The organism is Micromonospora globbae, assembly GCF_003610785.1.
Taxonomy (GTDB): domain Bacteria; phylum Actinomycetota; class Actinomycetes; order Mycobacteriales; family Micromonosporaceae; genus Micromonospora; species Micromonospora globbae.
Map to the genome: position 1 here is coordinate 35,451 of NZ_RAQQ01000029.1, position 25,807 is coordinate 61,257.

The following is a 25,807-nucleotide window of genomic DNA, read 5'->3' on the forward strand; positions in this document are numbered from 1 at the left end:
CATGCAGCAGGAGGCCCGCGAGGTCGTCCGGGACTACACCGAGGCGGTGTTCCGCCGCGCCCGGGTTCCCATGGAGCCCCTCAACTACGAGGTGGACTGGGCCGACCAGCCGTCCCGGCACAAGAGCTACCCGGGCGCGCCCCGGCTGCCGCTGCCCGCCGACCCGCCGGCGCTGCCCAGCCTGCGCGACCTGCACACCGGGGAGCACCTGCCGCCGGTCACGGGCTGGTCGCTGCCGCGGCTCGCGGCGCTGCTGCGCCTGTCGTACGGGGTGCTGGACCGGCGCCTGGCGGTCAACTGGAACCAGGACGCGGCCAAGCGGGCGCACTTCGAGCACGCCGTCTGGGGACGGGGCACCGCGTCCGGCGGTGGCATGTACCCGGTGGAGCTGTACCTCGTGAGCGGGGCGGGCGGGCCGCTGCTGCCGGGCGTGCACCACTACCACACCGGGGCGCACATGCTGGAACGCCTGCTCCCCGGCGACCTGACGGGCACCGTACGCGCCGCCCTGGACGTGGCCGGTGCCGACGGGGAGGCACCCGGGCCCGGCGCGAGCTACCTGCTGGCCACCATCCGGTTCTGGAAGAACTCGTTCAAGTACAACAGCTTCTGCTACCACGTGGTCACCCAGGATCTGGGCGCCCTGCTCGGCTCCTGGGACCTGCTGGCCCCGGCGCTCGGCGCCTCCGTACGCCGGCTGCTCCGCTTCGACCCGGCGCCCCTGGACCGGCTGCTGGGGCTCGACAGCGACGAGGAGAGCGTCTTCGCGGTCGTACCGCTGGACTGGGCCGGCGGCACGCCGGCGCCCGGGTCGGCCGCGGCCACGGCGCCCGAGTCGGCCGCGGCCACGGCGACCGGGCCGGCCGCGGCCACGGCCGCCGGGCCCGCTGCTCCCACGGCGACCGGCGGGTCGCGGGCCCGGGTCCGGTACCACGCCTTCGAACGCTCCCGCCGGGTACGGGAGTTCCCCGCCGTGACCGCCGTCCACCGCGCCGCGGCGGCGCCCGCCGCACCGGGCACGGTGGACGCGGCCACGCCGCGCGACCTGCCGGGCGAACCGGTCGCCCTGCCCGAGGCCCGGCTGGACCGGCTCGACCGCCCGCTGTCGACGGTGCTGACCACCCGGACCAGCAGCTTCGGCCGGTTCCGCCGGCCGCCCGAGCTGACCGCCGCCGACCTCGCCACCACGCTCGCCTTCGCCGCCGCCGGCCGGCGCTACCCGGCCGACGTCAAGGGTCCCGACGGCGGGCCGGCGCTCACCCGGCTCTGGGTGTTCGCCAACCACGTCGACGACCTGCCCGCCGCCGCCTACGCCTACTGCGCACGCCGGCACGCCCTGCTGCCGGCCGGGCCCGAGCCGGACGAGGGCATGTCGGCCTTCCTGCAACGGCAGTACTTCCTCACCAACTACACGATGGACCAGGTCGGCGCGGTGCTCGCCATCTCCGGCCGCCCGGACGCGGTGCTCGACGCCCTCGGCCCGCGCGGCTACCGGGTCCTCAACGCCGAGGTGGGGACGGTCGCGCAGCGCGTCTACTGCGCCGCCACCGCCCAGCGTCTCGGCTGCGGGGCCGTGCTCGGCTTCGACAACGTGGCCATGAACACCGCCCTCGGGCTGGACGGCACCGACGAGCGCACGGTGCTCTTCCTGCTCCTCGGGCGGCATCCGGAAACCGCCGCCGACCTGGTGTACCGGCTGTGAACGCCCACCGCCGACGCGGGGCAGCGGGCGCGCGCGGCCCGGTACGGCCCCCACACCCCCGACCCGTGACCCCGCGACGAAGGAGAGACCCGTGACGGTGTCCCTGCCCGCACCCCCGGCGACCGCCGTCTCGTGGCGCACGCCCGAGGTGTTCATGCTGCGCACCGCCGGTCTGCCGATCGAGGTCGCCGACCGGTTGGCCTTCCCGCGCAGCGCCGAGTGGGCGCGCCGGGTGCTCGACCTGGAGGAGCGGCTGCGGACGGGCGGGCGGGAGCTGGCCGACGCGCTGGAGACGGCGGTGGCCCGCAACCTCACCGACGACCGGCTCCGGCAACGGCTCATCCGGCTTCGCCGGGACGTGTTCAACCTCCGCCCGCCCCGCCCGGCCGACCCCACGCAGTGGCCGGTCGAGGCGCTGGGCGCGCGGACCCACGCGGACCTGGCGCACTGGTTGGAGACGCTCTCCGTGTACCACCGGGAGCTGGCCGCCGGCCCGGCGGTGCTGGCCGACGAGCTGGCGCGGCGCCGGGAGGTGCTGCGCGGCCTCGCCGACGACCCGGACCTGCGTGGCGGCATCCTGCTCGCCTCCCCGTCGCTGGACCGCTACCTCCCCGGCTACCTGGCCGGAACCGGCCCGCTCGGCAAGCGGGCCCGGCGGGTCGAGCGGTCGCTGCTGGAGTACGCCTACCGCACCGCCACGAAGACCAGCCCGTTCAGCCGGCTGACCACCGTGAACCTCGGCACCTTCACCGACGCCGGCACCGGCTCGCTGCTGCACGTCGTACCGGCCGGCGGCGCGGCGGCGAAGCGGGCCCGCGCCCGGCTCAACCTGGCCGCGCTGGGCCGGCTGTCGGCCATCGTGCTCGCCGACGAGACGCTGCGCGCCGACCTGCCCGTCACCGTCACCAGCGGCTGGCGGATCAGCCACGGTCGGCTGCGCTACCTGCGGCGGCGCCGCACCAGCTCCGAGGACGGCGACGCCGCGATCACCCTCGAGTCGATCCACGAGTCGCTCTTCGTGCTGCCCACCGGCCGGGTGCTGCACGACATCCTGGCCGCGCTCGACGGCGGCCGGGTACGCCGGCTGGCCGACCTGGTCACCGAGCTGACCACCGACGCCCGCCCCGCCGACGAGATCGCCCAGTACCTGCACCACCTGCTCCGGGTCGGCCTGCTCGTCGTGCCGAACCTGCACCTCGACATTCACGCCGAGGACCCGGTCGAGGAGTACCGGGTGGCGCTGCGGCGGATCGGCCGGGAGTGGGCCGACCGGCTCGCCGCGCGGGTGGACGCGGCCAACCGGCTCGCGGCCGGCTTCCCGGACCTGGACGTCGACGGACGCCGCCGGGCGCTCGACGGGATCCGCGACGAACTGGTCGCCGCGCACGGGGAGCTGGGCCGCCCGGACGTGCCCGCGCCGCGGACCCTGCTCTACGAGGACGCCACCCTGCGCACCGGGGCGCCGGTCACCGCCGACCGGACGCGCTGGGAGCGTGACGTGCTGCCCGGCCTGCGGGCGCTCGCCGCCGTCATGCCGGTGTTCGACGTCAACCTGCCCCGCCGGCTCGCCACCCGCGGCTTCTTCCGGGCCCGCTACGGCGACGGCGGACGCTGCGACGACGTGCTCACCTTCGCCCACGAGTTCCAGCAGGACTTCTTCGAGCACTACACCGGCCGCATGATGCGCCGGCGGGCGTTCGACGCCGAGAACCGGTACGTCCGGCAGGAGAACTGGTTCCGGCAGGAGGAGATCACCGCGCTCGACGACGCGCGGATCGAGGTGGCCCGGCGGATGAACGAGGCGTACCGGCGGCTGCCCTCCGGCGCCGAGGAACTGGTCCTCGACCCCTCGTTCCTCACCGACGTGGCCGCCATGGTGCCGCGGACGCTCGGCACGCTCGACCCGCGGTCGTTCTTCCTCCAACTCGCCGACCAGGGCGGGCGGCACCGGGTGGTGGTCAACCGGATCTACTCCGGGATGACGCTGCTCTTCTCCCGGTTCGCCCACCTCTTCGCCGAGGAGGACCTGGCCGGGACGCTGCGCGCCGAACTCGCCCGCCTCCAGCCGCCCGGCGCGGTGCTCGCCGAACTCAAGGGCGGCTACGACGCCACCAACCTGAACCTGCACCCGGCGGTCACCCCGTACGAGCTGGTCTGCCCGGGCGAGATCAGCTTCCGGCCCGAGGCCGAGCAGATCCACATGGACGACCTGAGCGTCGTCCACGACCCGGTGGCCGACCGCCTGCTGCTGCGCTCGCGCCGGCTCGACGCCGAGGTCATCCCGGTCTACCTCGGCTTCCTGCTGCCGATGGCGCTGCCCGAGGTGCAGCAGGTGCTGCTCACCTTCGCCTACCTCGGCATGGCCCAGCCGGACCTGTGGGCGGGCACCGAGGTGCCGCTGCCCGGTCGCGGCATCGTGGGCTACCCGCGCGTCGTGCACGGCGACCTCGTGCTGCAACGGCGGATGTGGAAGCTGCACCCGGACTGCCTGCCCACGCGTACGCCCGGGCAGGGCGACGCCGACTGGTTCCTGGCCTGGCAGCGGTGGCGGCGGGAGCACGGCCTGCCCCGCCGGGTCTTCGCCACCCCGGAGGGCACCCGGCTCGCGCCCGCCGAGAAGGAGGGGACCGCACCGGCCGCGGCCGGCGCCCGGCCCGACCACAAGCCCCTCTACGTCGACTTCGACAGCCACTTCTCGGTGCAGTTGCTGGACACGACGGCCCGCGCGGCGGGCAGCCGCCTCGTGCTCACCGAGATGCTGCCGGGCCGCGACGAGCAGATCCTGCACGGCGCGTCCGGCACGTACGTCACCGAACTCACCGTCGAACTCAACGGTGTCGCCGATGGGAGCGGACGATGACCGAGTACCCCTCGCCGGTCGACCACGGCTGGCTCAGCGTGCACGTCTTCTACGCCAGCAACGCCAACCCGATGCTGGTCGAGGGCGTCCGGCCGCTCGTGGACGCGCTGCGCGACGAGGGCCTCATCAGCCGGTACTTCTTCATCAAGTACTGGATGGAGGGGCCGCACGTGCGGCTGCGGGTGCTGCCGGCGCCCGGCGTCGACCCGGACCTTGTGCGCGCCCGGGTGGACGACGCGGTCGCCGCGTTCCTGCGCCGCCGCCCCGCGCTGTACGAGGTGGACAGCGACGGGCTCGGCGACCTCTACAAGCAGATGTTCCTCGCCGAGTACGGCCAGGCGCGCTGGGACGAGGAGTACGGCCCGGACGGCGTCATGCCGATGCGGGCGAACAACAGCTTCCACCACATCCCGTACGAGCGGGAGTACGGCCGCTACGGCGGGCCGGCCGGCATCGAGATCGCCGAGTGGCACTTCGCACACTCCAGCGACGTGGTCCTCGACCTGCTGGCCACCACGAACGTGCACGTCCGGCCGGTGCTGCTCGGGCTCTCCGCGCAGCTGACCATGATGATGTGCGCGGTGTTCCTCGACGACGACCGGCGCATTGCCGACTTCCTGGAGCAGTACCGCCGGTTCTGGGAGGTCTCCTACTCGGAGCCGAGCGACGAGTACCACGCGAGCTTCGACACCAGCTATCGCCGCATGGACGCCGCGCTGCGCAACCGGCTCGCGGACATCCGCGCCGCCGCCCGGGGCGACGCCGACGTGAGCCCCGGCGGGGTCGAGGGCCGCTGGCGGGCCCACTGCCGCGAGCTGCGCGACCGGGTCGAAGCCGCCACGCTCCGGGGCGAGCTGGTCTTCCAGCGCGGCGACTCGCCCCCCGCCGCGGTCACCGACCTCGACGCGGCGCTGCCGATCCTGCTCAGCTCGTACGTGCACATGACCAACAACCGGCTCGGGGTGAGCATCCTCGACGAGATCTACCTCGCCTACCTGATGTCCGCGGCCCTGCGCGACGACGCCCCGGCCGGTGCGCGGTGACCACCGTCGACGCGACCTGGGCCCGTCCCCGGCTGCGGGCCGACGTGGTGCTCGGCCCCGGCCAGTGGCGGGGCGGCCGGCTCGTGCACCACGTCAAGGACCGGGAGACCGGGTGGTTCTACCGGATCGGCCCGCGCGAGCACTTCCTGCTCTCCCGGATGGACGGCACCCGGACGCTGGACGACCTGGCGGCCGAGTACGCGGAGGCGTACCGGCGGCGCCTCGGGCCGGAGAACTGGCAGCAGCTGTTCGGCATGCTGCACCAGCGGCAGCTCCTCGACGGCGCCACCGACCCGGCGGCCCTGGCCCGGCTCACGGAGTCGGCGGCGCAGGGCGCGGCCCGCCACCGCCGGCGTCCGCTGTCGGCCCGGTTCCCGCTCTTCGACCCGGACCCGCTCTTCGACCGGCTGCTGCCCCGGCTCCGTCCGCTGTTCGGCTGGGGGTTCGTGGCGCCGGCGCTGGCGGCCGTGCTCGCCCTCGTCGGGTACGTGGCGCTGCACCTGCCGGAGCTGGTCGACGGGGTCGGCCGGGGCCACCGCCCGCTCGCGGCGATCGTGGCCGCCGTCGTGATCACCTGGGTGATCGTCTTCCTGCACGAGTGCGCCCACGGGCTCACCTGCCGGCACTTCGGGGGCCGGGTCGGCGAGATCGGCGTGATGTGGCGGTTCCCGCTGCTCGCCCCGTACTGCAAGGTCGACGACATCGTGCTGTTCACGCCGCGGCGGCGGGTCGCCACCGCGTTCGCCGGCGTGTTCGTGAGCCTGCTCGCGCTGGTGCCGTTCGCCGCCGTGCGGATCTGGGCCGGTCCCGGGGTGCTGTACGACCTCGCCGGCACCATGCTGCTCTTCGGCACCGCCACCGCCGCGCTCAACCTCGTGCCGTTCCTGCGCCTCGACGGCTACTACATGCTCAGCCACGCCCTGAACCTCGCCGACCTGCGGGCCGACACGTACGCCTTCTGGGGCCGGCTGCTGCGCGGCGGCCCGGCCGCGGTGGCCGGCTACCGCCGCCGGGACCGGCTGGTCCACGCCGTCTACGGGATCGCCTCGGTGGTCTTCGCGGCGACCGTGCTGACCCTGCTGGTCCGGTTCTGGTACGCGTCCCTGGCCCGCTGGATCGGGCCGGGGCCCGCGGTGGCGGTGCTCGTCGCCGAGGCCGTCCTCCTGCTGGCCCTCGCCGCCGTCGTCGCCCGCCGCTCCCGCCGCCACGCCACCCAGGCCGAGGCCTGACCCGTGCTCCCACCCCGCTGGTGTGCGGGTTTCGGCGGGGGAGAGGGGGGAAGGCAGGCGCCCCGGTGGGCGTGGCGCCTGATCCGGGCACCGCCCCGGTGGGCGTGGTGCCCGGATCGCGGCCGACCCGCACCGACCCGGGACACGCGCGGGGAGGTGCTCATGGGCGGCGGCGGACACCTCGATTCGGAGGAGGGTGGTTTCGGGCGCCGCCTGGACGAGCACGAGCACGGCCCCGGCGGGCACCGTCCGGGCGAGCCACCCGTCCGGCCGGGTGGCCTCGTCGACAGCGCCGTCTACACGCGCGGTCTGCGGTACGCCTCGCCCACGACGCTCGCCGACACGTACCGCTGCCTCCAGGAACTCGGCGACGCGATGGCCTGGATCGGCCTGCACCGGCCGGACCGGGAGCAGATCACCTCGCTGGCCCACGAGTTCCGCCTGCACGACCTGGCCGTCGACGACGCGATCAACGCCCACCAGCGGCCGAAGCTCGAACGCTACGGCGACACCCTGTTCGTGGTGCTGCGCGCCGCCCGCTACGTCGACGCGCTGGAGGTGGTCGAGTTCAGCGAGGTGCACCTGTTCATCGGCCCCGGCTTCGTCATCACCGTCCGCCACGGCGAGGCACCCGACCTGGCCGCCGTCCGGCGGCGGCTGGAGGGCGAGCCGGAGATGCTGGCCCGCGGCCCGCAGGCGGTCCTCTACGCGATCCTCGACCAGGTGGTCGACGGGTACGCGCCGGTGGTGGCCGGGCTGGAGCACGACATCGACGAGATCGAGACCGAGGTCTTCGGCGGCGACCCGAACGCCAGCCGCCGCATCTACGAGCTGAGCCGCGAGGTGATCCAGTTCCAGCGGGCGGCGCGTCCGCTGCTCGGCGTGCTCGACGCGCTGGCCGCCGGCTCCGGCAAGTACGGCAGTGACGAGGAGCTCCAGCGCTACCTGCGGGACGTCACCGACCACCTCACCCAGGTGGTGGAGCGCGTGGACAGCTTCCGGCACCTGTTGCAGAACATCCTCGCCGTGAACGCCACGCTCGTCACCCAGCAGCAGAACGAGGAGATGCGCAGCCTCACCGCGGCCAGCTACGCCCAGAACGAGGAGCTGAAGAAGGTCTCGTCCTGGGCGGCGATCCTGTTCGCCCCCACCCTGATCGGCACCGTGTACGGCATGAACTTCGTCCACATGCCGGAGCTGCACTGGCGGTTCGGCTACCTCTTCGCGCTCGGCCTCATGGCGCTCGTCTGCGGCGTCCTCTACCTCGTCTTCAAGCGTCGCGGCTGGCTCTGACCCCCGGCACGGGCAGCGGCCATCGGCGGGTCGCGGGCGCCTGCCCACCCGGGATCCGTCGGGAGCCCCCGCGCCTACTCGAAGCCGCGCAGGATGTGCCGCTCGTCCTCGATGTCGTCCTCGTCGACGCCCATGCGGCCGTGGAGGGCGGCCGCGGCCCAGATGGCGAGGGGGGTGGACGGGCCGGTGGTGCCGGCGATCTGCACGTCGTCGCTGGTCGGGCCCAGCTCGACCGGTGGCGCGCTGCGTTGAGCCTGCATGGCGATGCCTCTCTCTTGCAGCCGTGACCGTCCGATGCCCACCGGGAACGGTGAGCGGCAGGTGGGCGATCCCGCCCCCTTGCGGCCCGCACGCCGGCCTGTGACACGGCTCACTCGAACGATCCCACGTCAGGGAGCGTCCGCACACGCGGTTTTCCCATTACCCGACTCCCGGCGGCACCAACCTCGCCGCCGGGACGCTCCCCGAGCGCCCTGCGTGAGCGGGCCGGCGCCGTCCGCGAGCGGCTGGGTCGGTCCCCAACCGGCCCCTCGCCGGGCGGGCCGGCGCCTCTGCGGCCGGGCTGGCGCCTCTGCGGCCGGGCCGGCGCCCTCCCGGGGGCGGGCCGGCGTCGGTCAGGACAGGGGACGGGAGATACCGCGGGCATGGTCGGTGAGCGCCGCCCCGACCACCGTCGCGTCCATCGGCAGCACCTCCAGGCACCGGCGGACGGCGGCGGCCATCAGCGCGTTCGGCACCCGCATCGACAGCGTGCAGTGCGGCACCCACCGCCCCGGCCGGTAGTGCGCGAGCAGGTCCACGCCGGCCGCGGTGAGCCGGGCGTGCACCTCCCGGTGGTGGGCGAGCAGTTCGGCCGTCGGGACGGGGCCGAGCCAGAGCACCCGCCCGACGAACTGCCCGGCGTGCGCGAACGACAGCCGCAGCGGCGCGGCGACGACCATCCCGTGCAGCGCGGCGGCCACCCGGTCCGGGTCGAACCGGGACGCCACCGCCAGCGAGACGTGCGGGCGGTGCCGCCGCTCCAGCAGGGACCGCATGCTCTGCACACCCTCGGACTCCAGGGCGTCCCAGAGCACGCGGATCCGCCGGGTGGCGTCCGTGTCCAGGTAGAGCTCCAGCGCGGCGACCACATGATCACGGTAACGGGCTGGTCCGGCCGGGCACCGGAGGCCCACACCGGGCCGGTACGGTGTCCCGGGAGGCGTGACGACGTGGACGTGAGTGACCTGCTGATCGAGACGTACGACCGACTGCCCGGCCTCGTGCGCGCGGCCGTCGACGGCCTGACCCCGGAGCAGCTGCGACGCGCGCCGGGTGCGGGGGCCAACCCGGTGGGCTGGCTGGTCTGGCACCTGACCCGGGTCCAGGACGACCACGTCGCCGACCTCATCGGGACGGAACAGCTCTGGGTGACCGGCGAGTGGGCCGGCCGCTTCGGGCTCGCCGCCGATCCCCACGACACCGGGTACGGGCACACCCCGGAGCAGGTCGCCGCCGTCCGCCCGGAGAGCGCCCAGGTGCTGGTCGACTACTACGAGGCCGTCCACGCCCGCACCCGCGACTTCCTGGCCGGCCTGCGACCCGGCGACCTGGACCGGGTCGTCGACACGTCGTGGGACCCGCCGGTGACCCTCGGGGTCCGGCTGGTCAGCGTCGCCGAGGACGATCTCCAGCACGTCGGGCAGGCCGCCTACGTGCGGGGCCTCGTCACCGCCGCCTGACCGGCCCGCGGCCGGCGCCCTGGCTGACGGAGGTGCCGGCCTGCCCGTACAGGGCGCATCGCCCCGACGACGGCCGTGGGTCACGGCACGATGACGGCGCGTCCCTCCAGGGATCCGTCCCGCATCTTCCGGTAGGCGGTGAGCGCGTCGTCGAGCGTGAACCGGGTCGTCTTCGGCCGGACCAGCCCCCGCGCGCCCAGGTCGAGCACCTCGATCAGCTCGGGCCGGCTGCCCCAGTAGGTGGTGGCCACGCTCATCTCGTACGGCACCGAGAAGTACGACACCGGCAGCGTGCCCCCGCCGATGCCGACGATGGCGAGGTCGCTGACGGTCCGCGCGACCGCGGCGCCCAGACGCAGCGTGGCGTCCACCCCGACGAAGTCGAGCACCAGGTCCGCGCCCCGCCCGCCGGTGGCCTGGCGGATCTCCTCGGCCGCCGTCTCACCGGACATCACGGTGAGGTCGGCGCCGCACTCCTGCGCCAGCGCGAGCGCGTCGGCGCGGGTGTCCACGGCGATCACCCGGGCGGCCGACGTGGCCTTCAGGATCTGCACGGCCACGTGCCCCAGGCCGCCGATCCCGATGGCCACGGCCGTGCTGCCCGGGGCGAGCCGGTGCCAGGACCGGCGGATCGCGTGGTACGGGGTGAGGCCCGCGTCCGTGAGCGGCGCGGCGTCCACCGGTTCCAGCCCGGCGGGCAGCGGGACGACGTGCCGGGAGTGGGGGACCAGCTCGTACTCGGCCATGCCGCCGTCCAGGCCGAGGCCACCGCCTCCGCCGGGCACCGGCGCGCCGGCCGGGTTCTCGCAGTACGGGTCGACACCCACGCGGCACCGGGCGCAGGTGCCGCAACCCCACGGGCCGTAGACCGCCACCGGCTGTCCCACCTCCAGCCCGGTCACGCCGGCGCCGAGCGCGTGCACCCAGCCCGCGTTCTCGTGCCCGAGCGTGAACGGTGGGTTCCACGGCACCGAGCCGGGCTCGAACTCGTCCATGAGGTGCAGATCCGAGTGGCAGGCGCCGGCGGCGCCGATGCGCACCACCACCTGCCCCGGACCCGGTGTCGGCTCGGGCATCTCCACGAGTTGCGGCTCGGACTTCCACTCCTGCAGGCGCAGCGCACGCATGACTCATCTCCCGTCGGTGGCGTCTGGCGCGCCTGCCCGATCCGGGCCGGGTCAAACGACCCGTCGGTCGACCCGCGCGGCGGGTTCACCCGATGCGGGTGAGCCGGTCTCACCCGCACCGCTGCGACGGTGTCCTGCGGGGAAGCCGGTGGGCGGTGTCCGGCGGAGGGGGGATCGGAACCGATGGGCACGACCGCGGCGGACTATTTGCGAGAGCTGGGATCCGGCCGGCGTCCGGACCTGCCGGAGACGACCACGGGGACCGTGCGGCTGGACGTGCGGGAGGACGGACGGACCGAGCACTGGCGTCTGGACATCGCCGACCAGCACGTCGAGGTGACCCGCTCGGGCGAGGACGCCGATCTGGTCGTCCACGGCGACCGCGACGCGTTCGACCGGGTCGCCGCCGGCGAGATGCACGTGTCGGCGGCGCTGCTGCGCGGCGACCTCACCGCGTCCGGCGACATCTGCCTGTTCATGATGCTGCGCCGGCTCTTTCCCGGCCCGGCGAACGCCCGGCATCCCCGCGAGGCCGCGCGGGCCGTCGCCGAACGGGGTGGTCGCCCATGAGGCAGGAGCGCGTGTACGTGACCGCGGGGAGCGCCTTCGCGCTGAGCGACTCGCGGGGTGACATGGTCGTCGACCCGCACGCCCCCGTCGGTCTCTGGTCGTTCGACACCCGCTTCCTGTCCCACTGGGTGCTCCGCGTCGACGGTGAGCGGCTCAACGCCCTCTCCCGGGACGACATGACCTACTTCGAGACCCGGTTCTTCCTGGTGCCCGGCGCCGCCAGCCACTACGTCGACGCCGACGTCTCGTTGATCCGGCACCGGTCGATCGACGACGCGTTCCACGAGCGGATCACCGTGCTCAACCACTCGGCCGAGCCGGCCGACTTCACCGTGCGGCTGGAGATCGGCAGCGACTTCGCCGACACCGCGGAGATCCGGCAGCCGCGCGAGCGCCCGGTGGAGGTCGTCGCCGACCCGGCCCGCAACCAGCTCCGGCTGCGCTACGCGCGGGGCCGGTTCGCCCGCGAGACCACCGTGACGAGCACCGCTCCCGTGGACGTCGACGAGGGCGGGATGACGTTCCGGATCCGCGTGGAGCCGGAGGGCGAGTGGATCACCGACCTGCACGCCGTGGCCATCATCCGGGGCGCGGGCGGTCGGGACCTGCGCGCCGACCTGGCGCAGCACCGGCACCACGTCCGTCGCGGCATGCGCGACGAGCTTCGGCAGTGGCTCGACCGGGCGCCCACGCTGGCGGCCGAACGGGGCGCGCTGGAGGCGGCGTACGCGCGGTGCCTGGTGGATCTCGCCTCGCTGCGGTACCTGCCGCTGGTGAACTTCGGCGCCGTGCCGGTGGGCGGGCTGCCGTGGGCCATGACGCTGTACGGGCGGGACGCGATCATCACCTGCCTCCAGACCCTGGCGTTCACGCCCGAGCTGACCCCGGCGACGCTGCGCATGCTCGCCGCCTTGCAGGGCGGTCGGCTCGACGACGAGCACGACGAGGAGCCGGGAAAGATCGTCGGAGAGCTGCGCTACGGGGAGGCCGCCGCGTTCGGCGAGAAGCCGACCGCCCTCTACTACGGCGCCGCCGACACCACCCCCCTCTTCGTCGTCCTGCTCGACGAGTACGAGCGCTGGTCCGGTGACGCCGACCTGGTCCGGGAACTGCGGCACCCGGCCCGGATGGCGCTGGACTGGATCGACGAGTACGGCGACCTGACCGGTGACGGCTACCTCCGCTACCTCACCCGGAACACCCGTGACGGCACCGTCAACCAGGGGTGGAAGAACTCGCCGGACGCCGTCGCGTACGCCGACGGGCGCCTCGCGGGCTTCCCGCGCGGGACGTGCGAGCTGCAGGGCTACGCGTACGACGCCAAGCGGCGCGGCGCCCGCCTGGCCCGGGAGTTCTGGGGCGACCCGGCGTACGCCGACCGGCTGGAGCGGGAGGCGGAGGAGCTGAAGCGGCGCTTCAACCGTGACTTCTGGCTGCCGGAGCGGGAGTACTACGCGCTGGCGCTGGAGCCGGACGGCACGCCGGTCGACGCGCTCACGTCCAACATCGGGCACCTGCTGTGGAGCGGGATCGTCGACGACGACCGCGCGGAGGCCGTCGCCGCCCACCTGGTCGGCCCGCAGCTCTTCAGCGGCTGGGGCGTCCGGACGTTCGCCGCCGGGCAGCGCCGCTACAACCCCGTCGGCTCCCACCTCGGCGCGGTCTGGCCGTCGGACAACGCCCTGATCGTGGCCGGGCTGCGGCACTACGGGCGGGACGTCGAGGCGGCCCGGATCGCCGCCGGCATGTTCGAGATGGCGTACCTGCTCGGTGGTTCGATTCCGGAGATGATCGCCGGGTACGGCCGCGACCTGACGAAGTACCCCGTCCAGCTGCCGGCCGCCGGGCGGCCGCAGGCATGGTCCTCGGGCGGGCTGCTGATGCTGCTCGGCGCCCTGCTCGGGCTCCGGCCCAGCGGCGACAACCTGCTGGTGAACCCGGCGTTGCCGCCCCACTTCGGCCGGGTGGAGCTGCTCGACGTGCCGGGCCGCTGGGGCCAGGCGGACGCCTACGGGCGGGACCGGGCCGCGTCCGGGTTGGCCCGCCGGCCGCGGGTGCGTTGAGGGTCGGCGTTCGGCCTCAGCGTCCGCGGCGGGACGGTGGGTCGGCGGGGACGCGGGGCGCGTCGCCACGCGGGGCACCGTCGGGACGGTTCCCCGGCCCGTCGGTCACGGCACCGGCCGGCTGCGCGCTGGCCGTCGGGTGGACGCGCTCGGGCGGCGTGGCCGGCGGACTGGCGTGCCTGGGCGGTGCGGTCGGCGGACTGGCCGTCAGACGGGCATGCCCGGGCGGTGTGGCCGATGGCGTGGACGGGTGCCTGCCGGACTGCGACGGGTGCGGCGACCGGCCCGGACCGTACGGCACGTCGTCGGCCAGCACCTCGTCGCAGTAGCCCGGCACCCGGTCCCGGCCGCCGGCGGCCGCGACGAGCGCCGCGAAGGCTTGGCCGTCGAGGGCACGCGCCGGATCGTCACCCGTACGCGCCCGGAAGGCACGGCAGAGCCCGGGCAGGGCGGCGTCGGGCACGCCGCTGTCCGTGCCGGCGTGCCCCGTCGACGGTGGCGTGCCGGGGGTCACCCCGGTGGCCGGGGCGGACGGCGGTGTCGTGGCGGGCGCGCCGGGCGGCGGCGCCGGCGGCCGCGTGCCGGGCAGCGTGCCCGTGGCGGCCAGCGCGACGCCGCCGGTGGTGGCGACGGTGAGGGCCACGAGACCGACCCGGGCTCCCGTGCGGGTGAGCCTGCCCCGCCCCTCGCCGGCGCGTGCCGTGATCGCGGTGACGGCGCCCCACAGCCGCGACGGCGCGCCGGCCGGCTCGGTGGCCGGGACCGGGCCCGGGTGTCCGGCGAGGGCGCGGCGGTAGGCCGCCACGGCGGCCGCCTCGCCGGCGAACTCACCGGGACGTGGCGCGGCGCGAAGAGCGCCCAGGAGCAACACGAGAGGGCCGGCGTCCGCCGGCCCGGCATCCGTGGGACCGTCGAGGAGCCACTCGGCCGTCCTCCGGTCCATCCGGTCTGTCTTCATCTCGTGTCCCTCAGCGCCACGCGCCGGCGGGACGTCACATCCACCCGTTCCCGGGGGCGGCGTCAACCCATCGTCTTGGCGCCGTCGATCGCCTCGCGCAGGATGTCGGCGTGCCCGGCGTGCTGCGACGTCTCCGCGATGACGTGCAGCAGCACCCGGCGGACGGACCAGCTCACGCCCGGCTCGAACCAGGGCGCGACCGGCAGCGGGTGCGCCGTGTCGAGGTCGAGCGTGGCGACCAGTTCGTCGGTGGCGGCGGCCACCCGCGCGTACGCGTCGAGCAGCCCGCCGAGCGTCTCGCCCTCCAGCATCCGGAACTGGCCGGCCCAGTCGACCGGCTCGCTCTCCATCGCCTCGGCGCCCCCGACGGCGAAGAGCATCCAGTGCTTCTCGGTGACCGCCACGTGCTTGATGAGACCGCCGAGGCAGAGCTCGCTGACGGTGGTGCGGGCGGCGGCCTGGGCGTCGGTGAGGCCGTCGACGGTCTGCCGCAGGAAGCCACGGTGCCGGCGCAGTGCGTGCACCAGGTCGGCCCGCTCGCCGGTGAGGACCTGCTCGGAACTTGTCATGACAACTGCCCTTCCGTCGGAGGTGGACGGTGCGGCCGAGGTGGGCCGTGCCCAGGCTAGGCGGAGGCACCGACATTTCCGGGCGTACGGGCGGCCCTCGGCGGTTGTCGATCGGTCTGTCCGGGTACCGGAATGACATGGGTGTGATTCGAGTGGGCACGTCGTCCTGGGCCGACCAGGACCTGTTGCGGTCCGGCTGGTACCCGCGGTCGGTGAGCACGCCGGCCGCCCGCCTGCGCTGGTACGCCGAGCGGTTCCCGCTCGTCGAGGTGGACACCTCGTACTACGCCGTCCCCGCACCGGAGACCACGCGCGGCTGGGCCGAGGCCACCCCGGACGGGTTCACCTTCGACGTGAAGGCGTTCAGCCTCTTCACCGGGCACCCGACGCCGGTCGCGGCGCTGCCGCGCGACCTGCGCCCGGCCGCCGGCCCCGCCCGGGTGCGCCGCCGCGACCTGCCCGCCGGGGCGTACGACGAGCTGTGGGCCCGCTTCCGCGCGGCGCTGGACCCGCTCGCGGCGGCCGGCCGCCTCGACGCCGTGCTGCTGCAGTTCCCGCCGTGGCTGGTCCGCGGCGCCGCCGCCCAGCGGCGCATCGCCGAACTGGCCGAGCGGTGCCGCCCGTGGCGGGTCGCCGTGGAGCTGCGGCACGGGTCCTGGTTCGAGGAGCGGGCCGCCCTGGACACCCTGGACTTCCTCCGCGCCAACGGACTGGCGCTGGTCTGCGTCGACATGCCACAGGGACACCCGTCCTCCGTCCCGCCGATCCTCATCGCCACCGCGGAGCTGGCGATGGTCCGCTTCCACGGCCACAGCGACGACTGGGCGACGGGCGACAAGCGGGAGAAGTTCCGCTACGCGTACGGCGAGCGCGAGCTGCGCCACTGGTCCGTGCTGCTCGCCGAGCTGGCCGGGCAGGCCGACGAACTGCACGTGCTGTTCAACAACTGCTGTGCCGGTCAGGCGCAGCGCGACGCCGAGCGGATGTCCCGGCTGCTGGCACGCGCCGGGAACCCGGCGGTGGCCGGCGCCGCGGGCTGACGCCGGGCCCCGTCCTCAGGCCGCCGCGCGGACGTCGAGGAGCACCCCGCTGTGGGGGCGGGTGGGGATGCGGGACAGCGGGATGCGCAGATCCTGCGGCGGCAGGGTGCAGTCGAGCCGGGCCAGGCGGACGACGAGGTCGCGCAGCAGCGCCACGGTGATCATCTCGCCGGGGCAGCGGTGACCGGTGCGCGGGTCGCCGCCGCCCTGCGGCACCAGCTCGAAGGGCCCGATCTCCCGGCCCACGAACCGGTCCGGGTCGAAGCGGTACGGGTCCGGCCAGATCCGGGGGTCGTGGTTCTGCCCGTAGATGTCCAGCAGCACCATCGCGCCGGACGGGATCCGTACGCCGCCCCACTCCAGGTCGGCGACGGCGCGGCCGCCCACGAACGGCGCGAACGGGTAGAACCGCCGGACCTCGTGCGCGTACGCCTCGGCGAACGCGGGGTCGCCCGCGCGCAGCCGCTCCCGGTGCTCCGGCCAGCGGTGCAGGGCGTGCCCGGCGAACGCCACGAACCAGGTGACCGCCACCGTGGGCCGGAGGATGTTGAGCAGCTCGACGGCGGCGGTGCACGGGTCGAGCCGGTTGCCGTCGACGTCCCGGTGCTCCGCCACCTCCCGCACCGCCGAGCCGGCCGGCGCCACCGCGTCCCCCCGGCGTACGCGTTCGACGAGACCGGCGAGCCAGTCCTCCCGGCGGGTCCGGGCGCGGCGTGCCCGCCAGTGCCGTGGCGCCGCGGTGGCGAAACCGTCCACCATGGCCACCAGGTCGGCGGCGAGGGCCGGCAGATCCTCCGGAGCGACGGGAACCCCGGTCCAGTCGGTCACGGCCCGGGTCAGCACCCGGCTCACCTCGTCGAAGAGCACCACCGGCCCGCGGCGGTCCGCCCAGTCGCGGGCCGCCGACTCCCAGGCCGCGCCGGCCCGCGTGACGAGGGTGTCGATCCCGCCGTCCATGAGCAGCGCCACGAACAGCGCCTTGCGCACCCGGTGCGCCTCCCCGTCGAGAGTGTGCACGGCGTGGTGCCCGAACAGCGTGCTCCGTACCGGGCCGGGGATCGCGCCCTGCCGGCGGACGTGCCGCTCGTCGTAGAAGAAGCGGGCGGCCTCCGGCCCGTGCAACGCCACCGCGCGCTGGCCCAGCACCCGCGTGCGCAGCGCGTCGGCGCCGCCGCGCCGCAGCCGGTTGGGCAGCCAGGCGAAGCCCTCCAGGGCCAACGCGAGGGTGTTGTCGAGATGGACCGTACGCCGCGACATGCGCACACACGTGCCCACGCGGTCGTCTGGCAAACCACCGGGGCGTGGGTCAGGCGGATCTGCGGCCACGGCTGCGGAAGGCGCCCTGCGCGCGCTCGTCGATGTCGGCGTCGTCGGGAAACGGCCGGCGTGCGGGCGCCGGGTCCGGTGGCGCTCCCGGACCGGCCTCCGGCGCGCGGGTGGGCTCCACCGACCCGAATCCGTGCCGCCCCTCAGGGCCGGACGGCCCGGACGGCGCGCCGGCCCGGCGCTCGCCCCGGCGTCCCTCGGGCACGGCCGTCTCCTCGCCGCCCTCGTCCATCGGGTCGTTCTCGTCGACGCCCCAGGGCGGTTCCGTGTCGTAGATGTCCCGGGTGCCCCACGGGACCGTCGCCTCCGGATCGCGCGGGGCCTGACCGCCGCCGCGTCCCTCGTCCGCCGTCATGTCCACCTCGCTGCTCGTCGGGCGGGTACCGGCGCTGATTGCCCGCCAGCAGGCCCGTCATGCCCACGGGCGCTCTCCGCGAGGGCCGCGCCGGGGCGAGTGCGGGTCCCACGGGGGCTCTCCGGTGGGGGCCGTGCCGGGGTGCGGGGCGAGTGCGAGCCCCATGGGCGCTCTGCGGCGGGGCCGTGCCGGGGCGCGGGGCGAGTGCGCGCGAGCACGGTGCGACTCCTGGTCCCATGACCGCCGCCGGCCCCGGCTGACGTGCCGGGGCGCGCGATCGCACCGCGACAACTGGCCGAGCCGCCGCCAGCGGTCGGCACCCGGACACGCGACCGGCGCCCCGGCCGAGGAGTCGGTGGGGCGCCGGGCGGGTTTCGTCAGCGGCCGGACATCGCCATCGGCCGCCTCATCGCGCTCCTGCCCATGCCACCGGCCTTGTGCATCCCGGCCATCTTCCCCATGCCGGCCATCTTGCTCACTTCGGCGATCTTGCTGACGCCGGCGATCTTGGCCATGCCCTTCGGGGCGCTCATCAGACCGCCCGCGCGGCCGATCAGGCCACGCCACATCTGGCCGGGCTTCTGCTGCTCGCTCATGTACGCGGTCACCACGACCAGCGCGCCCGTCAGGGCCGGGACCGCCCACTGGAGCATCTTCATCTGGCGCTGGCTCGCGGCGACCTGCGCCGGGGTCTGGTGGTTCGGCTCGGTCACCCCGTCGACGGGCGGGCCACCGGCCTTCTGCAGCCGCATGCCGAGCAGCCGGCTGTAGCCGGTGACCGCGAGCGCGCCGACCGTCAGCGCCGTCTTGATGGCGCTGGCGCGGGCGACGCCCGCCTGCGCGGCCACCCGTGGACTCTCCGTCACCAGCTCGCCGACGGCCCCCGCGAGGTGCGCGCCGATCGCCGCGGCGTTGACGGGGGTCCACCGGGACCAGCCGGCGGATGCCACCGGAAGCCGCTGCGTCGCATCATTGATCTTCGCCGCCGCGCCGTTGACACCGAGCGCCCCCATCAGGGACCCCCCGAACCAGGCCGCCAGGCCCAGATCGTGCATCGAACGCAGGGCGGTGTGCCGTTCCGACATCTGATCCCCTTCCACCGTGTCGGGCGGTGCGGCTTACCCGCCGCCCGGGCGGCTAACCCCGTCGGTCATGGGTGGATCCCTCCGGTCGGGGGACGGACCGGACGGGCGGTGCCGAGCCCGCGCAGTCTCCCCGCGATCTTGCACTTTCCGCCCCGACAAAAGTGCGTTATCGGGTCATTCCGAGGGCACAAACTGCAAGATCGACGGGGCGGGGGCGGGGCGGGGAGAGGGGGCGGGAGAGGGGGCGGGAGGAGTTGACCTGGGCTGTGGGGGTAGAGCAGGGGGCGAACACGAGCGAGCAGGAGCGCTGCAGGAGTGCTGCAGGAGCGCGGCTGGAGCGGAGCGGGAAGGGGTACGGCGATGACGCAGCCGGACGAGAGCCGGGAGAAGACGGCCGACACCGACGCGGTGCTGATGCACCCGGGCAACGACCCCAACCGGACCACCGCCGAGGTGCCGCCGCGGCGGGACCCGGGCGAGGTCCGGGTGGAGCGGGACGGGGAGATGGTGCCGCTCGAACCCGAGGAGTGACTCAGCGCGGTGGCAGGCCGGCGGCGAACCCGGCCACCCGGGCGGCCAGCGGGGCCGAGGCGCGTACCCAGGTGAAGTGGTCCAGCGGACCGCCGGCCGCCGCCACCGTGTAGTGCTCGCGGACGACGGGAGCCGCCGGCAGCTTCGCGCAGAGGTGGTCCGTCGTCGACTCCGGCGTGTACTGGTCGTCCTCGACGCTGACCGCGAGCACCGGCGTGCGGACCGTGCGCAGCGCGGCTTCCGCGTCGACGCCGTCGAGGACGGGGAACCGGCCGGTGCGGGCGGTGTACGCCCAGTCCCGGATCACGCCGTGCGCCTGCCGGCCGCCGAAACCCCACCCGGGCCAGACCCGCAGCAGCGCCGCCGTGGCACCGATCCACTGGGTGTACGCCAGGATCTGGTACCGCGCGCGGCCCGGGTACACGCGCCAGTAGGGGAGGCCCACGGCGACCAGGGCCACCCCGTCCACCGCGTCCCCACCGGACAGGGCGAGGTGCAGCAGCGCGGCCTGACCGCCCAGCGAGTGCCCGAGCAGCAGCCGGGTGCGCCCGTCCAGGCGGGGCTTGAGGGCCTCCAGCACGCTGCCCACGTCGCCGGCCAGTTCGGCGTAGCCGTAGCGGGACCGGCGGCTCGGGGCGGGCGTGCTCGTCCCGGTGCCGCGCAGGTCGGCGACCACCACGGCGAGCCCCTTGGCGCGCAGCGCCGCCGCGAGCGGACGGTAGTAGCGGGCGCGGACCCCCATCGCCGGCCAGATGACGACCACGGGCGCGCCCGGCGCGTCCGGCTCCGGGTAGACGTGCAGCCCGAGCCGGCCGCCCTCGACGTCGACGAACTCCTGCGCGTACTCGGTCGCCTCACTCATCGGCACAGCCTACGAGCCGGCGGCTACCGGCGGGTAGCCACCGGCGCGCCGGCGCGCCGCGGTGACGGGACACCGGGCGACGCCGCACGCTCCACGCGGTCCACGGCGGCGAGGACGTCCGGCACGTCCAGCGCCGCGAGCGCCGGGTGCGGCACGTCGTCCGGCCCGTCCGGCTCGCGCGGCCCCACCCAGAGGGCCTCGTGCCACGGCCGGTCCGGCGGCGGGCCCCACTGCGCCGGTGGCGCCGGGCCGAACAGCAGCACGGACGGCGTGGCGTACGCAGTGGCCAGGTGACCGATCCCGGTGTCGCCGCAGACCACGAGCCGGGCGTGGGCCACGAGAGCGGCGAGGTCGCGCAGGTCCGTCCGGCCGGCGAGCACGGCGTCGCCGGGCAGCCCGGCCAGGGTGGCGACCCGGTCGGCCAGCTCCCGCTCGGCGGGGTTGCCGGTCACCACCATCCGGTGCCCGCGCCGGGCCAGCTCGCGGGCCACGGCGGCGAAGCGGGCCGGCGGCCACCGGCGCTGCGCCGCCTTCGCGCCCGGGTGCACGATGCTCACGCCGGTCGGCAGCCCCGCGGGGTCGGGCCGGCGCAGGGCCAGGTCCGTCCGGTCGGCGGCGACGCCGTACCAGGCCAGCAGCCGGCACCAGCGGTCGACCTCGTGCTCCTCGGCGCGCCAGGGCGGCCCGTCGCCGAAGCCGGCCCCGGCATTGGCGAACGCCAGCAGCCGCCCCGGCCGCAGCCGCGCGAGCATCCGGTGCGACTGCGGGCCGCACCCGTGCAGGTTCACGGCGACCGCCGGGGCGGGACCGGGCCAGGCCAGGCGGCCCAGCCCCGGCGCGTCCACCAGCCGGTCAACGCCACCGACCAGGTCGACCAGGGGCGCCAGGGCGCGCGGCGCGACCAGCGCCAGCTCCTGTCGCGGGTACGCGGCCCGCAACGCCCGCAGCGCCGGGACCCCGGTCGCGAGGTCACCGACGCCGAGCGCGCGCAGCACGAGGATCACGGGTACGACGACTCCTGCTCGGCGCAGACCACCATCTCCCGTACGGCGCAGCCGGGCGGCTGGGACAGCGCGAACAGTACGGCGGCCGCGGTGTCGGCCGGGTCGTTCAGCACGGCGTCCGGCCCCGGCTTGTACCGCTCCTCGCGGTCGTCGAAGAAGGCCGTCCGCATGCCGCCCGGGACGAGCAGCGTCACCCCGACCTGACCGGCGAGTTCGGCGGCCAGGGCGCGGGTGAAGCCGACCACCCCGAACTTCGCGGCGCAGTACGCGGTCGCGTCGCTGACCGCCTTGACGCCGAGGGTCGAGGCGACCGTGACCACCGTGCCGTGCGAGCGTTCCAGCCACGGCAGCGCGGCCCGGACCACCGCGGCGGTGGCGAGCAGGTCGACGGCGACGATCCGGTCCCAGGTCTCGCCGGGGACGTCGGCGAGCCGGCCGGGGACGTCCATACCGGCCGCGGTCACCACCCCGTCGAGTCCTCCGGCCTGCGCGGCGAGCCGGCGCGTGGCCTCCTCGGCGGCCCGGGTGTCGGCGAGGTCGCACTCGACCCAGGGCACACCGTCGGCGGGCTCCCGCCGGTCCAGCACGTACGGCCGGCCGCCGGCCTTGGCCACGGCGGTCACCACGGCGGCGCCGAGCCCGCTCGACCCGCCGCTGACCAGGATCGCCGATCCGTTCAGGTCCCTGCTCATACTGCTCCCTTCACGAGGTCGTCGCCGCGCGAGCGCGCGGCGGAGATGGTGGCGGTGGTCGAGCGTCCCGCCAGGTAGGGCACCGTCACGACCCGGCCACCCCAGCCGCGGACCAGCTCCGCCTCGGGCAGCTCGGGGGCGCCGTCGCCGGCGTAGTCGCCGCCCTTGACCCAGACGTCCGGGCGGAGCCGGGACAGCACCGCGTGCGGCGTGGGCTCGTCGAAGACGACCACGGCGTCCACACAGTCCAGCGCGGCGAGCAGCCGGGCGCGGTCGTCCTGCCCGTTGACGGGGCGCTCCGGGCCCTTGAGCCCGCGGACGCTGCGGTCGCTGTTGAGGCAGACCACCAGGGCGTCGCCGAGCCCGCGGGCCGCGCGCAGGGTGGCGAGGTGACCGGCGTGCAGGATGTCGAAGCAGCCGCCGGTGGCCACCACGGTGCCGCCGGCCGTGCGCACCCGCGCGATCAGCTCCAGTGCGGACGTGGCCGGGTCGGCCGGCGCCGGGGGAGGGCTGGCCCGCAGTCCGGCCGCCCCACCGGCGGCCACGTAGGCCGACGCGGCGGCGACGGCCTCCCGCACCGCCTCGGAGACCGGGGCCCCACCGGCGAGTGCGGTGGCCGCGGCGGCGGCGAACCGGTCGCCGGCGCCGCAGGTGTCCTCCACCCGCTCCACCGGCGAGGGCGGCGGCACCACGAGGGGTGTGCCGCCGGAGTGGCACAGCACCGCACCGTCCGCGCCGGTCGTCACCGCCACCGCGGCGGCCCGCCAGCGGCGGCGCAGCTCGTGCCCGGCACGGGTGGCGGTGGACAGCGGTGAGCCGGTGCCGGCGTCACCGGTGAGCTGCCGCAGCTCGGCGAGGTTCGGCGTCGCGAGCCGGACGCCGGGCACCGCGGCTGGCCCGCGCGGGTGCGGGTCCCACACCACCGGGGCGGACACCTCGGCGAGCGCGGCCCGCAGCGTCGGCTGGCGCAGCAGGCCGCGCCCGTAGTCGCTGGCCAGGATCGCCGCCGCGCCGCGCAGCGCCGCGAGGGCGGCCTCCGGCGGTTCGGCGGGTGGTTGCGGATCGCCACCCCGGTCCAGCCGCAGCAGGGTCTGCCCACCGGCCCGCAGCCGGATCTTCTCGGGGGTGGCGCCGGGCAGGCGTACCGGGTGGACGGTCACCCCGGCGGCCGTGAGCAGCTCCGCGAGCCTCGCGCCCCCGGCGTCGTCGGCGAGGGCGGTGACGAGCGTGACCTCGACGCCGTGCGCGGCGGCGAGCAGGGCGGCGAGGCCGGCCCCGCCGGGCCGGTCGGTGGCCGACCGCTCGTCCAGCACGGGCGCGGGCGCGTCCGGGCAGATCCGGTTCACCGACCCGGTGACGTCCCGGTCCAGGAGGGTGTCACCGACCACCACCAGCCGCGCGCTCACGAGCCGCTCCCGTCGCCGGTACGCCCCGCGGGGCCGTGGCCGTCGACCCGCCCGCCACCGGGATGACCGGCCGCACCGTGCCCGTTGGGGCCGTGCCCGCCAAGACCGTGCCCGTTGGGACCGTGTCCGTTCGGACTGTGCCCGTTGGGACCGTGCCCGTTCGGGCCGTGCGCCATCCCGGTGCCGCCGACGACGGTGAGCGCCCGGCCGTCGCGACCACCGCCGCCACCGACCGCGGGCGCGGTCAGCCGCGGCAGCTGGCGGACCAGCGGCAGCGCCTGGTCGACGTACTCGCAGAGCAGGTGGGTGGAGACGAGGTGCAGTTCCTGCACCACCTGGCTGTCGGGGGACGGCACGGCGAGGGCGTCGTGGCAGGCGTCGGCGAGGGGGTTGGGTGCGGGGCCGGTGAAGGCCCAGCAGCGTAGGCCGGTGTCGTGGGCGGCCTGGGCGGCGGTGAGGAGGTTGGGGCTGGTGCCGCTGGTGGACAGGAGTAGGAGGATGTCGCCGGGTCGGCCGTGGGCGCGGACCTGGCGGGCGAAGACGTGGTCGTAGTCGTAGTCGTTGGCGATGGCGGTGAGGGCGGAGGTTTCGGCGTGCAGGGCGATGGCGGACAGGGGTTGGCGGTCGTCGCGGAGTTTGCCGACGAGTTCGGCGGTGAGGTGTTGGGCTTCGGCGGCGCTGCCGCCGTTGCCGGCGACGAGCAGCCGACCACCGGCCGCCAGCGTCCACGCCAGCTCGGTGCCCCAGCCGCTGAGCCGTTCGGCGGCCCGCCGGTAGGGCAGCAGCGCGGCCGCGAGCCCCGTGAGGTGCGTGTCGACGATCGAGTGGGCGCCGGTCATCAGGCCACCGCCGGAGTGGGACGGCCGACCGCGCTCACGGCGGCGTAGACGGTGCCGAGCTGCTCGGCGGCCCGCTTCCACGAGTAGCTGCTGCGAATCCGGTCCAGTGCCGCCGTGGCGTACGCGAACCGGCGCAGCTTGTCGGCGAGCAGCCGGCGGATGGCGGTCCCCAGCGCCCGTGGGTCCCGTGGTGGCACCAGGTCGCCGGTCAGTCCGTTCACCACCGTGTCGGCGATCCCGCCCACGTTGGTGCCGATCACCGGCACGCCGCAGGCCATCCCCTCCAGGGGCGTGAGCCCGAACGGTTCGTACCAGGGGGCCGCCACCAGGACGTCCGCGGACCGGTACCAGCGGCCCATCTCCTCGCGCGGCACCGCGCCGACCAGGCGGACCCGGTCGGCCACCCCGCACGCCTTCGCGAGCGCCCGCAGCCGCTGGGCGAACGGCTCGGCGGGAAGGCGGTCGGCGGGCGGGCCGCCCACCAGGACGCACTCGGCGTCCGGCACGGCGGGCAGCGCCCGGACGACCTCCTGGAAGCCCTTGCGTTCCACCAGCCGGCCGACGGTGAGGATCCGGGGTCGGGCCGGGTCGCGCGGGGCCGCCGGCGCGTCCGGCCGGAACATCTCCTGGTTCACGCCCGAGGGCACGAGCGTCATGCGGCTGCGCGGCACGCCCATCCGCACCAGCTCGCCGATCTCGTCCTGGCACTGCACGATCACCCGGTCGGCCGCGCGCCCGAGCGCCCGCTCGTAGCCGATCCGGCCGGCCGGGCTGGTGTCGTTCGCGCCCTGGTGGCGCCGCTTGACGGTGCCGAGCGCGTGGTACGTGAGCACCATCGGCACGCCCGTACGCCGGCCGGCGTGCAGCGTCGCGAGGCCGCTCATCCAGAAGTGGGCGTGGGCCACGTCGGGGGTCCAGTCCCCGTCGCGCCAACGTCCGGCGAGCCAGCTCCCGAACTCGCCCATGAACGGCAGCAGCTCGTCCTTCGGCACCCGCCGTGCCGGCCCGGCCGGTACGTGGACCACCTCGTAGCCCTCGGCCGCGCCGACCGTCTCCGGCAGGGTGGGGGAGTCCCGGCGCGTGTAGACGCGCACCTCGTGGCCCTCGGCCGCCAGCGCGGCGGCCAGTTCGGCGACGTGCGTGTTCTGCCCGCCGGCGTCCTCCTCACCGAGAACGGCGAGCGGGCTGGCGTGTTCAGAGATCATCGCGATGCGCATGTTTCCTCCTCCAAGAGCCGGTCCCAGTCGGCGAGGAACCGGTCGAGCCCGAACCGTTCCTTGGCCACCTCGCGTGCCCGCGCGCCCATCCGGTACGCCGCGTCGCGGTCGTCCATGAGCCACCGGGCGGCCTCGACGAGCGTGTCGACCCGCGTCGACAGCACCCCGGCGTCGGGCGGTACGGCGTCCACCGCCTCGGTGGTGGCGAGCGCGACGACCGGCATGCCGATCGCCATGGCCTCGATGAGGCTGAGGCCGAGGGAGGTCCAGCGGCACAGGTGCAGGTACGCCCGCCGCCGGGCCAGTTCCTCGTGC

At 75.5% G+C, this 25,807-nt stretch carries 24 protein-coding genes and 1 pseudogene; 10 read left to right on the top strand and 15 right to left on the bottom strand.

The window, feature by feature from the left end; translation table 11 throughout:
• Position 1 precedes the first annotated feature (1 nt).
• The 5 genes from D7I43_RS28640 (at position 2) to corA (ending at position 8,127) form a co-directional block, all read left to right on the top strand.
• Complete coding sequence (locus tag D7I43_RS28640; protein ID WP_120331702.1) at positions 2-1,702, top strand: nitroreductase family protein; 1,701 nt, start codon at positions 2-4, stop codon at positions 1,700-1,702.
• Between the two features lie 91 nt (positions 1,703-1,793).
• Complete coding sequence (locus tag D7I43_RS28645) at positions 1,794-4,562, top strand: lantibiotic dehydratase (protein ID WP_120331703.1); 2,769 nt, start codon at positions 1,794-1,796, stop codon at positions 4,560-4,562.
• Positions 4,559-5,605 carry a thiopeptide-type bacteriocin biosynthesis protein gene (locus tag D7I43_RS28650; RefSeq protein WP_120331704.1) on the top strand — a complete coding sequence of 349 codons (1,047 nt, stop codon included), beginning with the start codon at positions 4,559-4,561 and terminating at the stop codon, positions 5,603-5,605. Before D7I43_RS28645 ends, D7I43_RS28650 begins: the two co-directional genes overlap by 4 nt.
• Complete coding sequence (locus tag D7I43_RS28655; protein WP_120331705.1) at positions 5,602-6,834, top strand: metalloprotease; 1,233 nt, start codon at positions 5,602-5,604, stop codon at positions 6,832-6,834. The genes D7I43_RS28650 and D7I43_RS28655 overlap by 4 nt, the downstream gene beginning before the upstream one ends.
• A gap of 162 nt (positions 6,835-6,996) precedes the next feature.
• Positions 6,997-8,127 carry a magnesium/cobalt transporter CorA gene (gene corA, locus D7I43_RS28660; protein WP_120331706.1) on the top strand — a complete coding sequence of 377 codons (1,131 nt, stop codon included), beginning with the start codon at positions 6,997-6,999 and terminating at the stop codon, positions 8,125-8,127.
• 74 nt (positions 8,128-8,201) lie between these two features.
• On the opposite strand, the gene D7I43_RS28665 is transcribed toward corA, so the two are convergent.
• Positions 8,202-8,387, bottom strand: a complete 186-nt coding sequence (locus tag D7I43_RS28665; RefSeq protein WP_120331707.1) for a hypothetical protein — start codon at positions 8,385-8,387, stop codon at positions 8,202-8,204.
• Between the two features lie 354 nt (positions 8,388-8,741).
• A complete protein-coding gene (locus tag D7I43_RS28670; RefSeq protein WP_120331708.1) occupies positions 8,742-9,257 on the bottom strand; it encodes a 2'-5' RNA ligase family protein in 516 nt (171 codons plus the stop codon).
• A gap of 81 nt (positions 9,258-9,338) precedes the next feature.
• Between D7I43_RS28670 and D7I43_RS28675 the strand changes: the two genes are divergently transcribed.
• The gene (locus tag D7I43_RS28675; protein WP_120331709.1) at positions 9,339-9,848 is read left to right on the top strand and encodes a mycothiol transferase; all 510 of its coding nucleotides are present in this window, start codon (positions 9,339-9,341) and stop codon (positions 9,846-9,848) included.
• Between the two features lie 80 nt (positions 9,849-9,928).
• Here D7I43_RS28675 and D7I43_RS28680 read toward each other — a convergent pair whose 3' ends face one another.
• Entirely contained in the window at positions 9,929-10,975 is a 1,047-nt protein-coding gene (locus D7I43_RS28680) for an NAD(P)-dependent alcohol dehydrogenase (RefSeq protein ID WP_120331710.1), read from the bottom strand.
• Between the two features lie 183 nt (positions 10,976-11,158).
• On the opposite strand from D7I43_RS28680, the gene D7I43_RS28685 reads away from it, so the two are divergent.
• Positions 11,159-11,545: an SCP2 sterol-binding domain-containing protein gene (locus D7I43_RS28685; RefSeq protein WP_120331711.1), complete on the top strand. Its 387-nt coding sequence runs from the start codon at positions 11,159-11,161 to the stop codon at positions 11,543-11,545.
• On the top strand, positions 11,542-13,608 hold the full coding sequence (locus tag D7I43_RS28690; RefSeq protein ID WP_120331712.1) for an amylo-alpha-1,6-glucosidase: 2,067 nt from the start codon (positions 11,542-11,544) through the stop codon (positions 13,606-13,608). Before D7I43_RS28685 ends, D7I43_RS28690 begins: the two co-directional genes overlap by 4 nt.
• 16 nt (positions 13,609-13,624) lie before the next feature.
• On the opposite strand, the gene D7I43_RS28695 is transcribed toward D7I43_RS28690, so the two are convergent.
• Together D7I43_RS28695 and D7I43_RS28700 are read right to left on the bottom strand one after the other, a co-directional pair.
• Positions 13,625-14,566, bottom strand: a complete 942-nt coding sequence (locus tag D7I43_RS28695; RefSeq protein WP_147427314.1) for a hypothetical protein — start codon at positions 14,564-14,566, stop codon at positions 13,625-13,627.
• A 62-nt stretch (positions 14,567-14,628) separates the two neighbouring features.
• Positions 14,629-15,135: a DinB family protein gene (locus D7I43_RS28700; protein WP_120331714.1), complete on the bottom strand. Its 507-nt coding sequence runs from the start codon at positions 15,133-15,135 to the stop codon at positions 14,629-14,631.
• Between the two features lie 137 nt (positions 15,136-15,272).
• Here D7I43_RS28700 and D7I43_RS28705 point away from each other — a divergent pair, with 137 nt between their 5' ends.
• On the top strand, positions 15,273-16,175 hold the full coding sequence (locus D7I43_RS28705) for a DUF72 domain-containing protein (protein WP_120331715.1): 903 nt from the start codon (positions 15,273-15,275) through the stop codon (positions 16,173-16,175).
• Positions 16,176-16,190: 15 nt separating this feature from the next.
• On the opposite strand, the gene D7I43_RS34200 is transcribed toward D7I43_RS28705, so the two are convergent.
• From D7I43_RS34200 to D7I43_RS28720, 3 genes are all read right to left on the bottom strand, one after another.
• Positions 16,191-17,432 (bottom strand): cytochrome P450, encoded by a 1,242-nt coding sequence (locus D7I43_RS34200; RefSeq protein WP_120331716.1) that lies wholly within the window; start codon positions 17,430-17,432, stop codon positions 16,191-16,193.
• Between the two features lie 49 nt (positions 17,433-17,481).
• Positions 17,482-17,856, bottom strand: a complete 375-nt coding sequence (locus D7I43_RS28715) for a hypothetical protein (RefSeq protein ID WP_120331729.1) — start codon at positions 17,854-17,856, stop codon at positions 17,482-17,484.
• Positions 17,857-18,233: 377 nt separating this feature from the next.
• Positions 18,234-18,941, bottom strand: a complete 708-nt coding sequence (locus D7I43_RS28720; RefSeq protein ID WP_120331717.1) for a hypothetical protein — start codon at positions 18,939-18,941, stop codon at positions 18,234-18,236.
• Positions 18,942-19,301: 360 nt separating this feature from the next.
• Between D7I43_RS28720 and D7I43_RS32870 the strand changes: the two genes are divergently transcribed.
• Positions 19,302-19,472 (top strand): hypothetical protein, encoded by a 171-nt coding sequence (locus tag D7I43_RS32870; protein ID WP_158610176.1) that lies wholly within the window; start codon positions 19,302-19,304, stop codon positions 19,470-19,472.
• 1 nt (position 19,473) lies between these two features.
• Here D7I43_RS32870 and D7I43_RS28725 read toward each other — a convergent pair whose 3' ends face one another.
• From D7I43_RS28725 to D7I43_RS28755, 7 genes and pseudogenes are all read right to left on the bottom strand, one after another.
• Entirely contained in the window at positions 19,474-20,334 is an 861-nt protein-coding gene (locus D7I43_RS28725; RefSeq protein WP_120331718.1) for an alpha/beta hydrolase family protein, read from the bottom strand.
• 23 nt (positions 20,335-20,357) lie between these two features.
• Positions 20,358-21,338 (bottom strand): glycosyltransferase family 9 protein, encoded by a 981-nt coding sequence (locus tag D7I43_RS28730; RefSeq protein WP_120331719.1) that lies wholly within the window; start codon positions 21,336-21,338, stop codon positions 20,358-20,360.
• Positions 21,335-22,030 (bottom strand): SDR family oxidoreductase, encoded by a 696-nt coding sequence (locus D7I43_RS28735; RefSeq protein ID WP_120331720.1) that lies wholly within the window; start codon positions 22,028-22,030, stop codon positions 21,335-21,337. The genes D7I43_RS28730 and D7I43_RS28735 overlap by 4 nt, the downstream gene beginning before the upstream one ends.
• The gene (locus D7I43_RS28740) at positions 22,027-23,436 is read right to left on the bottom strand and encodes a PfkB family carbohydrate kinase (protein WP_120331721.1); all 1,410 of its coding nucleotides are present in this window, start codon (positions 23,434-23,436) and stop codon (positions 22,027-22,029) included. Before D7I43_RS28740 ends, D7I43_RS28735 begins: the two co-directional genes overlap by 4 nt.
• A gap of 263 nt (positions 23,437-23,699) precedes the next feature.
• Positions 23,700-24,275, bottom strand: a pseudogene (locus tag D7I43_RS28745) (D-sedoheptulose-7-phosphate isomerase); the annotation flags it as partial.
• A complete protein-coding gene (locus D7I43_RS28750) occupies positions 24,275-25,492 on the bottom strand; it encodes a glycosyltransferase (RefSeq protein ID WP_120331722.1) in 1,218 nt (405 codons plus the stop codon). The gene D7I43_RS28750 and the pseudogene D7I43_RS28745, both read right to left, overlap by 1 nt.
• On the bottom strand, positions 25,477-25,807 hold a 331-nt coding region (locus D7I43_RS28755; protein ID WP_147427315.1), incomplete at its 5' end, for a glycosyltransferase. The genes D7I43_RS28750 and D7I43_RS28755, both read right to left, overlap by 16 nt.